Here is a 13,995-nt window from a genome sequence, read left to right as displayed (position 1 = left end):
TGAAGCGGCGCGCGCCGGCGTGACTCGCTGCGCGCCGCCCTGAAACAGCGTTAATCGCGGCCCGTTACGCTTTTCCCTCTGCCTTGATCCGCGCGCGCAATTCGAACTTCTGGATCTTCCCCGTCGAGGTCTTCGGCAACTCGCCAAAGCGCACCGCCTTCGGCAACTTGAAGCCGGCCAAAAACAGCCGGCAGTGCGCGATGATTTCCTCCTCGGTCGCCTGCGCGCCTTCCTTCAACTCGATGAACGCGCACGGCACCTCGCCCCACTTCGGATCTGCCATTGCGACCACCGCCGCCACCGACACCGCCGGATGCCGGTACAGCGTGTCCTCGACCTCGATGCTCGAAATGTTCTCGCCGCCCGAAATGATGATGTCCTTGCTGCGGTCGCGGATGCGGATATAGCCGTCGGCCGTGCGCACACCGAGATCGCCGGTATGGAACCAGCCGCCATTGAAAGCGGCTTCGGTCGCCCGCTCGTTCTTCAGATAGCCCTTCATGCAGATGTTGCCGCGAAACATGATCTCGCCGATCGTTTCGCCGTCGTCCGGCACCGGCGCGAGCGTGTCCGCATCGAGCACCGCGACCGCCGCCTGCAGGTGATACCGCACGCCCTGGCGGGCGGTCAGGTCGGCGCTGATTTGCTCGTCGAGCGCGTCCCACTCCTGCTGCTTCGCGCAGACGGCCGCCGGGCCATAGGTTTCTGTGAGCCCGTACACGTGCGTCAGGTCGAATCCGATCTGCTTCATCTTCGCGATCACCGCGGGCGGCGGCGCGGCGCCCGCGACCATCGTCGACACGCGATGCGTGATGCCCTCGCGCCATTCGGCCGGCGCGTTCGCGAGCGAACTCTGTACGATCGGCGCTCCGCAGTAGTGCGTGATGTGCTCGCGTCGAATCAGCTCGAACACGGTCTTCGCGTCGAACTTGCGCAGACAGACGTTGACGCCCGCGCGCGCGGCCACGGTCCACGGAAAGCACCAGCCGTTGCAGTGGAACATCGGCAGCGTCCACAGATAGACCGCGTGCTTCGGCATATCCCATTCGAGAATGTTGCTCAGCGCGTTCAGATACGCGCCACGGTGATGGTAGACCACGCCCTTCGGGTCACCGGTCGTGCCCGACGTGTAGTTCAGCGCGATCGCGTCCCATTCGTCGGTGGGCGGAGTCCACTCGTAGGACGGGTCGCCGGTTTGCAGGAACTGCTCGTAGTCGGTCGCGCGGATGAACTGCGCGGCGTCGGCGGGCTGCGCATCGGCCACGCTGATCACGCGCAGTTCCGGGAATTCGAGCGCAGCGCGATGCGCAAACTCGCCGTATTCGGTATCGACGATCAGCGCCTTCGCCTCCCCGTGGCGCAGCATGAACAGCAGCGTCGCGACGTCGAGCCGCGTGTTCAGCGTGTTCAGCACGGCGCCGGCCATCGGCACGCCGAAGTGCGCCTCGACCATCGGCGGAATGTTCGGCAGCAGCGCGGCGACCGTATCGCCGCGGCCGATGCCGGCCTCGCGCAGCGCGCTCGCGAGCCGCCGCGCGCGCTCATACGTCTCGCGCCAGTTACGGCGGATCTCCCCGTGGACGATCGCGAGCCGCTCGCCATACACTTGCGCTGCGCGCACGAGGAAATCGACCGGCGTCAACGGGACATAATTGGCCTCGCGCCGCCCGAGGCCTTCGTCGAACATGTGCTGTGTCATTGCTTCGTCTCCTGAGGCGCGAGCCGCGCCGCCGATTGTTGTGATCGTTTTCTATGAATAACCAGGGCCTAGCCTAGCAATTGTCGTCATGAACTGTCTGTCATTCAAATGACAGAGTGGCGCCGCTAGCGCCCCGCCTTGACCTGGCTCAGCCGGAACCGCTCCCAGGACGCTTATCTCCAATGACCGTCGCTCCTTTCACCGATCGCGCCGACTCCCGCCCGCCCCAACGCGTCGCGGCCGCCGACCTCGCGCGGCTGTTCGCCACCTGCGCCTGGTTTCGCGCGCTCGCCGCCGAGCATCAGGCGATGGTGCTCGCCAGCGCGCACGCCGAGCACTTTGAAGGCGGCGCGTGGATCGCGCGTCGCCAGCAACCGTCCGACTATTGGATCGGCGTGCATTCGGGGCTCATCAAGCTCGCTATCTACAACGCGTCGGGCCGCAGTTGCACGCTGTCGGGGGTGCCGCCGGGCGGCTGGTTCGGCGAAGGCAGCGTGATCAAGCGCGAGTTGCGCAAGTACGACGTCGCCGCGATCCAGCCGTCGCTCGTGATGTTCGTGCCGTCCGCGACCTTCCATGCGCTGCTCGAATCGAGCCTGCCGTTCACGGGTTTCGTGATCCGGCAGTTGAACAACCGGATGGGGGAATTCATCGCATCGATCCAGAACAGCCGGCTGCTCGATGTGGACGCACGCGTCGCGCAATCGCTCGCGCAGCTGTTCAACCCGGATCTGTATCCGGACACGGGCCACACACTGGCGATTTCGCAGGAAGAGGTCGGTTTGCTCGCGGGGGTGTCGCGGCAGCGCATCAATCAGGCGCTGCAGAACCTCGAGAAGCTGCGGATTTTGGGTCTGTCATATAACCAGATCGAGGTGCTCGATCTCGAGCGGCTAGAGGCGTACGGACGAGAGCAGATCTAGCGACGCGGCGGGCGCGGGCTACCCGGCGCGCACGCCGCACTTGCGTGTCGCGCGCGTTTCGAGAGCGGCGTCGGTCTTGAACAGCGCGAGCATGATCGCGCTCAACACGCCCGATTTTTTCCAGCGCAGATAGTAGCGATGCGCGGTCTGGTACGGCACGTAGTGCCCGGGCATCGCGCTCCACGGTGCGCGCGTGTGCAGCACCCACATCACGCTATTGAGCACGTGGCGAATATCGATCGGTGGACGACCACGCCGCGGGACGTCGTGATTCAGGGTTTCGGGCAATAGCGGCGCGACCTGCTGCCATTGCTCGTCGGTCAACTCCTGAACGACCGGCCTCGTCCCGATGGATTCGGAAGATGGGCTATTCATGCGTGAAAGCACACGCGCCAAGCGCGTGTCGGCGTCGCTCCAAAAGTAGTGTCGATACGTCAACTCGTTCGAGACTACTCGAAGCTTGCCTGGGAGAAAGTCAACTTTTGTGATCCGAACGGCGCAATGTCAAAAATGGCAATAGGCTATTGCGTCGACGCGCTGATGGCTCGACGCGGATCGTGGTCTATCATCGGCCCGCCCGGCGCCGCCGCCCCCCGGCGCGCGCCGCGGCCGAACTAAAAGATCTCTCTCCCCACGCAGGAAATCCCTTGAGACACATCCGCTTTATCAAGACCGCCGCGCTCGTCGGCGGCGCCGCGTTTGCCGTGACGTCCGAACAGGCTTCGGCACAAAGCTCGATTACGCTGTACGGCGTCGCCGACGTCAGCGTGCGCTATCTGACGAATTCGAACGCCAAAAACGACGACCGTCTGTACATGACCAACGGCGCGATCACCAACAGCCGCTGGGGTCTGCGCGGCTCGGAAGATCTCGGCGGCGGTCTCAAGGCGATCTTCGACCTGGAAAGCGGTATCAACCTGCAGAACGGCTCGGCCTCGGATAGCCAGCGCATTTTCAATCGAAACGCATACGTCGGCGTCAGCAGTCAGTACGGCACGCTGACGCTCGGTCGCCAGAAGACGCCGCTGTTCGACCTGCTCGGCGACACCTACGACCCGCTCACGGTGGGCAACTACAACGAGAACTCGTGGCTGCCTGGCGCGCTCGGCGCGGGGCTGTACGCCGATAACGCGGTCAAGTACACGGGCACGTTCAACGGCCTGACGGTGGCCGCGATGTACTCGTTCGGCACGAACTCGGCATCGACCGGCGCGGGCGGCTTCTCGGGCCAGGTGCCGGGCCATCTCGGCGCGGGCAACATGTACGGCTTCACGCTGTCGTACGTGGCGGGTCCGCTGTCGGTCGCCGCCGGCGTGCAGCAGAACAGCGACAACAGCAATCACAAGCAGACCATCTTCAACGCGAACGCGGTTTATGCGTTCAGCTCGACGAAGCTGTACGTCGGCTATCTGCATTCGAAGGACGACACCGGCTTCGTCGACAGCGCGCTCGCGCAGCAGACGCTCGTGCCGGGCGTCGATATCGTCAAGGGCTCGGGCCGCATCGACAACGGACCGTTCGCCGGTGTCACGTGGCAGGCCACGCGCGCGCTGACGCTGACGGGCGCCGCGTACTACGACCACATGTCGAACGCGGCGATCGGCAATGGTCAGGTCGGCGGCGGCTATCGCTACACGTTCGTCGGACTGGCCGAGTACGCGCTGTCGAAACGCACCGAGGTGTACGGCACCGTCGATTTCGACAAGGTGTCAGGCGCGGCCTCGGTCGAACTGCCGGGCCGCAACAACCAGACCGGCGTTGCGCTCGGTCTGCGGACGATTTTCTAAGGCTCCGGGTCGTCATCGCAAAACGGGCGTCCCCAGGGACGCCCGTTTTTTTTGGCTCTCGCATACGGAAACCGGCTTACCGGTCTGCCGCGGGCATAAAAAAAGGTGCCGCGAACGGCACCTTCTGTACTACAGGCAGCTTCTGCTGAAGCTTAGAAGCGGTGACGCAGACCGACCGTAGCAGCCGTCTGGTTCTTCGACGACGAGCTCGGAACCGTGTTGTCGCCGCTGTAGATCGAAGCCACGCCGCCGTCGCCCATTGCGTGCTGGTACACAGCCTGAGCGTAGACGTCGGTGCGACGCGACAGCGAGTAGTCAGCCTGCAGGCCGATCTGGTGGTAACGGGTCTTCATGTCGTTACCGTCGGCGTTGATGCCGTAGCCGCGTGCGTCGGTGAACGTGTACGCAACGCCGAGAGCCATCGCCGGGGTCAGGTTGTACTTGCCGTTGATTTCGTAGTTGTTGGTGTGGCCTTGACGCTGAGTAGCCGCTGCGCCGACCAGGTTGTCGATGCGCGATTGCGTCCATGCCACGCCGACCAGCGCCGGGCCGAAGCCGTACGAAGCGCCTGCGCCGAACTGACGCTGACGGAAGTTGCCGGTGATCGGGCCTGCCGAGTTCGCTACGACGCCGTCCGATGCGCCGGTCAGGTTCGTGCGAGCGTTCGGGTTGTTTTGCTGAGCGTAGGCAGCACCGAGGTGCAGGCCTTGCCACTGGTAAGCAGCGCCCAAGCTGTACTGACGGTTGTTTGCGAAGCCGCCAGCCTGGTTCGAGAAGCCGTACGTGCCGCCGAACGTGAAGCCAGCGTAGTTAGCGCTCGAGTACTTGATCGAGTTGTTGACCGACAGACCACCGTTGGTGTTCAGGTTGTCGTTGTTGAACGGGTGCGCGAAGTACGTGCCGCCCCAGCTGCCCGTTGCGGTCAGCGGTGCGAGGTAGTCCTGCGCTGCGTCATACTGGCGACCCAGCGTGACCGTACCGAATTGCGCGCTCGACAGGCCGACGAAGGCCTGGCGGTTGAACATGCCCTTGTTGTTGGCGAACTGGCCGTTGTTGATGTTGAAGCCGCTTTCCAACGTGAAGATTGCCTTCAGACCGCCGCCCAGATCTTCCGAGCCACGCAGGCCGAAGCGGCTCTGGTCGATGCCGCCGCTGTTTGCTGCCCACTTGGAGCTGCCAGCAACGTTGCTGGTGTAGGTCAGACCTGCGTCGATCAGACCGTACAGGGTCACGCTGCTTTGTGCGTGAGCGACCGAAGCGAACGATGCGGCAGCCGCAACGACGATGAGACTCTTTTTCATGGGAACTCCAATTCGAAAAATTTATACGGGGAGCAGGACCTGCCTCAGCAGCCGATGCATCGCATCCGCCGCCGCCCGCTTGGCCGACCCGTTCGGATCGACCGGGCACCCTTGAAGCGAAGCGTGAGTGTAGGGGGACACCCTGGTATCGACGCCGACAATTCACGCAACAGGATTTTTCGAATTTCGCAACAATGTTGGGGCCGGCGGGAATAACTTGTTGTTTTTCCAACGTTTATCGCAAGATCTAAGTGCCGGATCGCCAGCCCCAGCCAAAACGAATTTGCAACGCGCCAATATTCGAAGTTGTGCGTTTGCAACAGTGGTTTAATACGCGTGACGTAATCGGGTCGGAGCAAACTGACGAAAAGACCGTCGATATTTCTTGGAATCGAACGATTCGAATGATGGTTTTCCGCGTTGTTTGAAATTTATTTTGCGATGGCCGGAACTTAATGGAGTTAATGCAGTCACTTTCGCGCATATAGCAATTAATCGTTTCAGGCGGGGCCGATTAACTTGTCGAATCGATAAGACCGCTTATTCACTTGATCTTTATTGGCCAGCTCAAGCAGTTGCTGCCACTCCCCGGCAGCACATCGGTTCGAGCCTGCCTCGTCGAATCAGCATTCACTTTTGGGAAACCGCCATTGCGACGGTCTTCTATTTCACGCTTTGTCACGTCTCTATAAAATGCGCTCGCGACTAAGCGAAGAAGCCTTCGGCACGGGCATTGCCCGGAGGTGAATTGCGGCGCCGGCCGCCGCGTGACAAGACCCGTGCTGAAAGCGGACGGCGTGCATCAACAAGCCTTCCTCATTCAATTAACGGCCGGGCGGCACCCGCATTTACACGGACTTTCCCTGATTACGCGCGAGCACCGCTTATGGCTTGCGGGGAGCGCGCTTGAGCGCCTCCTCGTCCTCGGGCGAGGAACCCGGCGCGAGCGGGTCAGTGTCGGGCGGCGTGTCGGGCAATGGACGCGGCTCGCCGTCGGATTCCTCCAGCGGCCGGTTCGGAGGCGCGACGGGATCGATGGTTGGGTCGGTTTGCATGACGACCTCCAGGCGGACGGGAATAGCTCCCTACGCTGGATGCGCAACGGCTATTCCTGCGATCGCTGGCAGTTCGCCCGCGGGGGCGCCTGTAGAAATTGCGCTGGCTCGAAACCGAACTTGCAACGCCATGCCCGATGAAGGCCGCCCCAAAAACAAAAAGGGTTCCGGAATTCGGAACCCTTTTTTCGATACTTTGGTGGGCCGGGTGGGGTTCGAACCCACGATGTCCTTTCGGAGGTGGATTATGAGTCCACTGCCTGCAACCAACACGGCGTCCAGCCCAAGAAAAAAGACCCGGTCGTGAAGGCCGGGCCCGTTTCGTCGATTGGCCGACATACTACACGAAAAAGGGGCCTGCGCAACCGCTTCGCTTCCGCGAAACGACCGGGCGTCCCCTTCCATCGCATCATGTGCGGCCAGCCGCGGCCGCCGCCGTCAATTCCCTTCGAGGAACGACTTCAGCTTGTCGGAACGGCTCGGATGACGCAGCTTGCGCAGCGCCTTCGCCTCGATCTGACGAATCCGCTCGCGCGTCACGTCGAACTGTTTACCGACCTCTTCGAGCGTGTGATCGGTGCTCATCTCGATACCGAAACGCATGCGCAACACCTTCGCTTCGCGCGGCGTCAGCGAGTCGAGCACATCCTTCACGACGTCGCGCATGCTCGCATGCAGCGCGGCATCCGCGGGGGCGACCGTGTTGGTATCTTCGATGAAGTCGCCCAGATGCGAATCGTCGTCGTCGCCGATCGGCGTTTCCATCGAGATCGGCTCCTTCGCGATCTTCATGATCTTGCGGATCTTGTCTTCCGGCATTTCCATCTTCTCGGCCAGCGTTGCCGGATCCGGCTCGAGACCGGTTTCCTGCAGGATCTGACGCGAGATGCGGTTCATCTTGTTGATCGTTTCGATCATGTGAACCGGAATCCGGATCGTGCGCGCCTGGTCGGCGATCGAACGCGTAATGGCCTGGCGAATCCACCACGTCGCATACGTGGAGAACTTGTAGCCACGACGGTATTCGAACTTGTCCACCGCCTTCATCAGGCCGATGTTGCCTTCCTGAATCAGGTCGAGGAACTGCAGACCGCGGTTCGTGTACTTCTTCGCGATCGAGATCACGAGACGCAGGTTCGCCTCGGTCATCTCACGCTTTGCCTGACGCGCCTTCAGTTCGCCGGCCGCCATCTGACGGTTGGTTTCCTTCAGGTCCTTCAGCGGCAGTACCACGCGTGCCTGCAGATCGAGCAGACGCTGCTGCTGTTCGCGGATCGCTGGAATGTTGCGCGTGAGGATCGCGCTATATACATGCCCCTCCCCGACGATCTTGTCGGCCCATTCGAGATCCGTCTCGCTGCCCGGGAAACGCGCGATGAATTCCGCGCGCGGCATGCCGCACTTGTCGACTACGGTATGCAGGATCTGACGCTCGACCTGACGCACTTCATCGACCTGCGCGCGCAGCGTGTCGCACAGACGCTCGACTGTACGCGCGGTGAAGCGGATCGTCATCAGCTCGTTCTGGATGGTTTCCTGCGCCTTCAAGTACGACTTGGACTTGTAGCCTTCCTTCTCGAACGCGCGACGCATCTTGTCGAACCATTCGCTGATCAACGCGAATTTTTCGAGCGACGCGCGCCGCAGCGCTTCGAGCTGTGCGGCGTTGGCGGTGGCTTGCGCCGAGCCATCGTCCTCTTCCTCGTCCTCTTCGTCCTCTTCCTCGGCTTCCTCGTCTTCGTTCTCGATCGCTTCCGCTTCCTGCGCGGAGAAGCCGTCGGCGTCTTCCGCGTCGGCGTCGATCAGACCGTCGACGAGTTCGTCGATGCGCACTTCGTCGTTGGCGACGCGCTCGGCCATCGCGAGGATGTCGGCGATCGTGGTCGGGCACGCGGAGATGGCCATCACCATGTGCTTCAGGCCGTCTTCGATGCGCTTCGCAATTTCGATTTCGCCTTCGCGCGTAAGCAGCTCGACCGTGCCCATTTCGCGCATGTACATGCGCACGGGGTCGGTAGTGCGGCCGAATTCGGAGTCGACGGTGGACAGCGCGACTTCGGCTTCCTCTTCGACTTCATCGTCCGACGAAGCCGCGGGTGCGTTGTCGTTGAGCAGCAGCGTTTCGGCGTCAGGGGCCTGTTCGTAGACGGCGACGCCCATGTCGTTGAACGTGCTGATGATGCCTTCGATCGCCTCGGTCTCGGTGAAGTTGTCCGGCAGGTGATCGTTGATTTCAGCGTACGTGAGGAAGCCGCGCTCCTTGCCGAGCTTGATCAGCGCGCGCAGCTTGGAGCGACGCTCCTCGAGTTCCTCCACCGTGCCAGGCTGCGACGACGCGAACGCATCCTTCAGCAGCGCTTTTTCCTTTGCACGACGGTCGCGAGCCTTGACCTTTTCCACCTTGCCCGGTGCGGCGGCAGCGGTTTCTTCGGCCTGGGTTGCATCGTCATCGACGGGTACTTCATTCAGCTTTTTCGTCATGGAGTTCGCCGTACCGGCTGTAGTCTCGACCCCCGGCTGTTGGACAACAGCCGGATGAACCGTGGATACTGAAGTCACGCGCGCTGCCGCATCGTCCTGAACGGCAGCCGCTTCCCTTGCGCTTCTGACACCCGCCCGCTTGGCAGCCGGCGGTGCTACAGCTTTCGCCGCCCGAACCGGTGCGGCCTGCGCGGCCGCAGTGGTCGACGACTTCTTCCCGGCAGCTGGCGCAACGCTGACAGCAGACGTTTTTCTGGCGGATGCAGTCAGCCTGGCTTCGGTAACTTTTCCGGTGCGCTCTTTAGCGCGTGAGCCAGTTGTCTGATTTCCGCCTGTCGTCTTTGCCATCGCATCGCCTTTCGCCGTTGCTAGGAAAACCCTTGAAAAAACAAACCGCTAGAAACTTTTGATTATAGCACCCGAGGTTTTCGCCTCTCCGCTACAGGCCGAGTTGACGCTTCATGTCGGCCCGCTTCCGGTTGAGCTCCGAAAACTCGGCAAACTCTTCCGGTGTATGTCGTGACTGTCGCGAAAGCTGATCGAGACGATCGCAATAAGCGTCGTATCGCATCTTCAAAATCGCGGCCTTCAACTCCTCGCCGACGATTCGTTCCTGCTCGCGCCGTTCCTCGATGACGGCCGCGTCCTGCGGATCTTTCAGCAGCAAATCCCGGACGTTTTCATCATAGTCTAGAATTTTGCGAAAGATTTCCTCGAAAGTTGGGGCGTTCGCACCATTTCGCAAGAGATCTGACAACAACTGGAACGCCGCCGAATCGCCGAGGGCGCGCGCGTGCGTCGTCACTTCCGCGAACAGTTCGCCGTGCCGGGTCACGGTGAGCAGCGCCTCTTCGGCCTCTTCGTCGAGCATCGCGACCGTGCGCGGATACATCACCAGGTTGCGCAGCGTCTTTTCCTCGATGCCGGTCACGCTGCGGCGATCCTTGCGGGCCGGCGCCTCGCGCGCCGCGGCTGCGATCCGCGCATCGACTTCGCAAAGCGCCGCGACTTCGCTGAACGGCACATCGAGCCGGTCCGCAAACATATGCATGATCTGCGCGCGCAGCGCATTCGCCGGCAATGCCTGCAGCAGCGGCTTTGCGTCGAACAGCGCGCGGGCTTTGCCCTCGGGCTGATCGAGCTCCTTGCCGGTCAGCACCTCGTTGAGCATGAACTGCGACAACGGCATCGCCCGTTCGACCTGCTCGGCGAAAGCCTCGGTGCCGAACTCGCGCACGTAGCTGTCGGGATCGTGCTCGCTCGGCAGGAACAGGAAACGGATCGTCCGGTTGTCGGCGGCATGCGGCAGGCACGCATCGAGCGCGCGGCGTGCTGCACGCCGGCCGGCCGCGTCGCCGTCGAAACTGAAAATGACCGTATCGGTCTGGCGCATCAGTTTCTGCACATGAATCGGTGTGCAAGCGGTGCCGAGCGTCGCGACCGCGTTCTGGAAGCCCAATTGGGCCAGCGCGACCACGTCCATATAACCTTCGACGACCAGCACGTAGTGCTGCTCTCGAATCGCCAGACGCGCCTCGAACAGCCCGTACAGCTCGCTGCCCTTGTTAAATAGCGGCGTTTCCGGCGAATTCAAATACTTTGGCTCGCCGCCGTCGAGCACGCGGCCGCCGAAGCCGATCACCTGCCCTTTGACATTGCGGATCGGGAACATGATCCGCTCGCGGAAGCGGTCGTAGCGGCGGTTCTGACCCTGCGCGTCGGACTTTTCGCTGACGATCACGAGACCCGCTTCGACCAGCGCGTCGTCACGGTAGTTCGGGAACGCCGCCTCGAGGTTTTGCCAGCCTTCGGGCGCGTAGCCGAGACCGAAGCGCGCGGCGATTTCGCCGGTCAGACCGCGCTTTTTCAAATATTGGATCGCGCCCGGCGCACCGCGCAGCTGCTTACGGTAGTAGTCGCAGGCGGTCTGCATGAGATCGGACAGCGCCGTGGTGACCGCCTTCGACGGCGCCGGCGCGTAGCCGCCGCCAGCTCCGCCACCACCGCCATATCCGGGCGAAGGCTCGTTCGGCACAGTTAGACCCACCGATTGCGCGAGCTCGTTCACCGCTTCGGGAAACGACGCGCCCACGTGTTCCATCAGGAACCCGATGGCCGTGCCATGCGCACCGCAGCCGAAGCAGTGATAAAACTGCTTAGTCGGACTAACCGTAAACGAGGGGCTCTTCTCGTTGTGAAACGGGCACAGCCCCATGAAGTTCGCGCCGCCCTTTTTCAGCTGCACATACCGGCCGACCACGTCGACGATATCGACGCGGTTGAGCAGGTCCTGCAGGAATGACGGTGGGATCACAGTAATTAACGCTGCCTGAAAAGCTTCAAAATCCAAGCCCGGAGTCCGGGCCCGACACCGCGACCGGGCCCCGCGCCCCGTCTTTACGAGGCGCGCGACCCGGACAAATCGACAGGGTTACTTCGCGAGCGCGGCCTTGACCTGCGCGGAGACGGCGGTCATGTCGGCGCGGCCGGCCAGCTTCGGCTTCAGCACGCCCATCACTTTGCCCATGTCCTGCGGGCCGGCAGCACCGGTTTGCGCGACCGCCGCCTGCACTTCGGCAACGATTTCCGCTTCGGACATCTGCTCAGGCATATAGGCGGAAAGAATGGCCAGCTCGGCCTTTTCCTTGTCCGCGAGATCCGTGCGTCCGGCGGCCTCGAACTGGCTGATCGAATCCTTGCGCTGCTTGATCATCTTGTCGACCACGGCGGTTATGCCGGCATCGTCGAGCGTGACCCGCTCATCGACTTCACGCTGCTTGACCGCGGCGAGGAGCAGGCGGATCGTGCCGAGACGCTCGGTCTCGCGCGCCCGCATGGCAGCTTTCATATCGTCGTTGATCCGGTCCTTGAGACTCATCACTCACCTGAATTGCGTTGAAAAGTTGAAAAACCGGCCGGTCGATGACGGCGATACCGCCGCATCAGCACGAAAACCCGCTTGGGACTTCTTCCTCAAGCGGGTTGGCGCAATATGCGTAGTGGATGCGACCCTGCCGGCTGGCCCGATGGGCCGGGTTTGCCGTGATGGCACTGTGGTGCCGCCATCGGCTGGGATGCTGCCGCGCCGCGTACAGCGGGGCAACGCCAGAATCAGTAGAGCTTTTTTGGCAGCATCTGGCCACGCAGACGCTTGAAATGACGCTTCACCGCCGCCGCTTTCTTGCGCTTGCGTTCGGCTGTGGGTTTCTCGTAAAACTCGCGAGCGCGAAGTTCCGTCAGTAAGCCGTTTTTCTCCATGGTGCGCTTGAAACGGCGCATGGCGACTTCGAACGGCTCATTGTCTTTTACGCGGATGGTCGTCATTTTTCAATAACGGAACTTTGTAAAGGTTCAGGAGTATAGCAGAGCTTTCTCACAAAGCCATTGCGCCGTCAAGCCCCCCGGGCATATTCGGCGGCCGCCTCCCCCGCCGCCACACCCGACGCCCACGCCCACTGGAAGTTGTAGCCGCCGAGCCAGCCGGTCACGTCGACCGCCTCGCCGATGAAGTAGAGACCCGGCACCCGAGCGCTCATCATCGTCGTCGATGACAAACCGCGCGTATCGACGCCGCCGCGCGTCACTTCGGCCTTGCGATAACCCTCGGTGCCGTTCGGCGTGAGCGTCCAGCGCGACAGCGCCTCGCCGATGCGGCGCAGCGTCTTGTCCGGCAGATCGGCGACTCGAGCCTCGGCGGCCACCTGATGAGTGTCGAGCCACACGTGTGCGAGCCGTTGCGGCACCCATTCCGATAGCAGATTGGCGATCTGCCGCTTCGTGCCGTTTTTCGCGTCGATGAGCGCGGCCGCGGCGTCGCGCTCCGGCAGCAGATTGATGTGAATCGGCTCGCCGGGCTGCCAGAAGCTCGATATCTGCAGCACCCCCGGGCCCGACAGGCCGCGGTGCGTGAGCAGCAGATCTTCGGTGAACTCGGCGCCGGTCTTCTTGTTGCCAGTCGACAACTGGACTTCGAGGGACACGCCCGACAGCGCCGCAAACGGCTCCCAGTCGGCCGGCGCGAAGGTCAGCGGCACCAGCGCGGGGCGGGTGTCGATCAGCTTATGGCCGAACTGCTTGGCGATGCGGTACGCGAAATCGGTCGCGCCGATCTTCGGGATCGACAGTCCGCCCGTCGCGATCACGAGCGCACGGGCGGCGATCGTGCCCGCCGTCGTGCCGAGGAGGAATCGCCCTTCGGCGTCCTGGCGAACTTCTTCGACCGACAGCGGCGTGCGCCATGCAACGCCCCCAACGTCGCACTCGCTTTTAAGCACGTCGATGACCGCGTCGCTCGACTGATCGCAAAACAGCTGGCCCTTGTGCTTCTCGTGCCATGTCACGCGATGTTGCTTGAGCAGCGCCATGAAGTCGCGCGGGGTATAGCGTGCAAGCGCCGAGCGGCAAAAATGCGGATTCGCCGACAGATAATTGGCCGGCCCCGCATACAGATTCGTGAAGTTGCAGCGGCCACCGCCGGATATGCGGATTTTTTCCGCGAGACGCTGCGAGTGGTCGATCAGCGCCACACGCCGACCAAGTTGACCGGCAACTGCAGCGCACATCATGCCGGCCGCGCCCGCGCCGATCACCGCGATATCGAAGGATTCCATGGGGCCGCATTGTACCTGCCGGGCCCACGCGCCCGTGCCCGTGCGCTGCCGGCCCCCAGCGGCTGCTGGTCCGCGCTGGTATACTTTCAGGCTTACCTTTTACTTTCGGACGCGCATTGCGCGCGCCCGTCTCAAGCGA

Annotated in this window: 11 protein-coding genes and 1 tRNA gene; 2 read left to right on the top strand and 10 right to left on the bottom strand. The window is 62.5% G+C overall.

Translation table 11 applies throughout. The annotated features are described in order from the left end of the window. Nucleotides 1–64: 64 nt before the first annotated feature. On the bottom strand, nt 65–1,699 hold the full coding sequence (locus G5S42_RS13815) for an acyl-CoA synthetase (RefSeq protein WP_176107239.1): 1,635 nt from the start codon (nt 1,697–1,699) through the stop codon (nt 65–67). 182 nt (nt 1,700–1,881) lie between these two features. Here G5S42_RS13815 and G5S42_RS13810 point away from each other — a divergent pair, with 182 nt between their 5' ends. Further along, on the top strand, nt 1,882–2,622 hold the full coding sequence (locus G5S42_RS13810) for a Crp/Fnr family transcriptional regulator (protein ID WP_176107238.1): 741 nt from the start codon (nt 1,882–1,884) through the stop codon (nt 2,620–2,622). Between the two features lie 18 nt (nt 2,623–2,640). Here G5S42_RS13810 and G5S42_RS13805 read toward each other — a convergent pair whose 3' ends face one another. Continuing rightward, nucleotides 2,641–2,997: a transposase gene (locus G5S42_RS13805; RefSeq protein WP_176107237.1), complete on the bottom strand. Its 357-nt coding sequence runs from the start codon at nt 2,995–2,997 to the stop codon at nt 2,641–2,643. 281 nt (nt 2,998–3,278) lie between these two features. Here G5S42_RS13805 and G5S42_RS13800 point away from each other — a divergent pair, with 281 nt between their 5' ends. Next, nucleotides 3,279–4,409 (top strand): porin, encoded by a 1,131-nt coding sequence (locus G5S42_RS13800; RefSeq protein ID WP_176110516.1) that lies wholly within the window; start codon nt 3,279–3,281, stop codon nt 4,407–4,409. Between the two features lie 152 nt (nt 4,410–4,561). Here G5S42_RS13800 and G5S42_RS13795 read toward each other — a convergent pair whose 3' ends face one another. The 8 genes from G5S42_RS13795 to G5S42_RS13760 all read right to left on the bottom strand — a co-directional run bounded on the left by G5S42_RS13795 (nt 4,562) and on the right by G5S42_RS13760 (nt 13,856). After that, nucleotides 4,562–5,710 (bottom strand): porin, encoded by a 1,149-nt coding sequence (locus G5S42_RS13795; RefSeq protein WP_176107236.1) that lies wholly within the window; start codon nt 5,708–5,710, stop codon nt 4,562–4,564. A gap of 884 nt (nt 5,711–6,594) precedes the next feature. Then, the gene (locus G5S42_RS13790) at nt 6,595–6,765 is read right to left on the bottom strand and encodes a hypothetical protein (protein ID WP_176107235.1); all 171 of its coding nucleotides are present in this window, start codon (nt 6,763–6,765) and stop codon (nt 6,595–6,597) included. 197 nt (nt 6,766–6,962) lie between these two features. After that, nucleotides 6,963–7,050, bottom strand: a tRNA-Ile gene (locus G5S42_RS13785). 153 nt (nt 7,051–7,203) lie between these two features. Beyond that, nucleotides 7,204–9,594 (bottom strand): RNA polymerase sigma factor RpoD, encoded by a 2,391-nt coding sequence (rpoD, locus tag G5S42_RS13780; RefSeq protein ID WP_176107234.1) that lies wholly within the window; start codon nt 9,592–9,594, stop codon nt 7,204–7,206. Between the two features lie 91 nt (nt 9,595–9,685). Further along, entirely contained in the window at nt 9,686–11,560 is a 1,875-nt protein-coding gene (gene dnaG / locus G5S42_RS13775) for a DNA primase (protein WP_176107233.1), read from the bottom strand. Between the two features lie 117 nt (nt 11,561–11,677). Continuing rightward, on the bottom strand, nt 11,678–12,124 hold the full coding sequence (locus G5S42_RS13770; RefSeq protein ID WP_176107232.1) for a GatB/YqeY domain-containing protein: 447 nt from the start codon (nt 12,122–12,124) through the stop codon (nt 11,678–11,680). A 233-nt stretch (nt 12,125–12,357) separates the two neighbouring features. Further along, nucleotides 12,358–12,570 (bottom strand): 30S ribosomal protein S21, encoded by a 213-nt coding sequence (gene rpsU, locus G5S42_RS13765; RefSeq protein WP_008919901.1) that lies wholly within the window; start codon nt 12,568–12,570, stop codon nt 12,358–12,360. A 68-nt stretch (nt 12,571–12,638) separates the two neighbouring features. Then, nucleotides 12,639–13,856: a BaiN/RdsA family NAD(P)/FAD-dependent oxidoreductase gene (locus tag G5S42_RS13760; RefSeq protein WP_176107231.1), complete on the bottom strand. Its 1,218-nt coding sequence runs from the start codon at nt 13,854–13,856 to the stop codon at nt 12,639–12,641. Between the last annotated feature and the right edge of the window lie 139 nt (nt 13,857–13,995).

Origin of the sequence: Paraburkholderia youngii (assembly GCF_013366925.1) — a bacterium.
Classification (GTDB): Bacteria; Pseudomonadota; Gammaproteobacteria; order Burkholderiales; family Burkholderiaceae; genus Paraburkholderia; species Paraburkholderia youngii.
Note: the sequence above shows the minus strand (reverse complement) of the source record. Positions and strands in the feature narration are given on the sequence as shown.

Excerpts from the sequence above, each read along its gene's own strand:
- G5S42_RS13815 (WP_176107239.1), bottom strand. The coding sequence starts at position 1,699 with ATGACACAGCACATGTTCGACGAAGGCCTCGGGCGGCGCGAGGCCAAT.
- G5S42_RS13810 (WP_176107238.1), top strand. The coding sequence starts at position 1,882 with ATGACCGTCGCTCCTTTCACCGATCGCGCCGACTCCCGCCCGCCCCAA.
- G5S42_RS13805 (WP_176107237.1), bottom strand. The coding sequence starts at position 2,997 with ATGAATAGCCCATCTTCCGAATCCATCGGGACGAGGCCGGTCGTTCAG.
- G5S42_RS13795 (WP_176107236.1), bottom strand. The coding sequence starts at position 5,710 with ATGAAAAAGAGTCTCATCGTCGTTGCGGCTGCCGCATCGTTCGCTTCG.
- G5S42_RS13790 (WP_176107235.1), bottom strand. The coding sequence starts at position 6,765 with ATGCAAACCGACCCAACCATCGATCCCGTCGCGCCTCCGAACCGGCCG.
- rpoD (WP_176107234.1), bottom strand. The coding sequence starts at position 9,594 with ATGGCAAAGACGACAGGCGGAAATCAGACAACTGGCTCACGCGCTAAA.
- G5S42_RS13770 (WP_176107232.1), bottom strand. The coding sequence starts at position 12,124 with ATGAGTCTCAAGGACCGGATCAACGACGATATGAAAGCTGCCATGCGG.
- rpsU (WP_008919901.1), bottom strand. The coding sequence starts at position 12,570 with ATGACGACCATCCGCGTAAAAGACAATGAGCCGTTCGAAGTCGCCATG.
- G5S42_RS13760 (WP_176107231.1), bottom strand. The coding sequence starts at position 13,856 with ATGGAATCCTTCGATATCGCGGTGATCGGCGCGGGCGCGGCCGGCATG.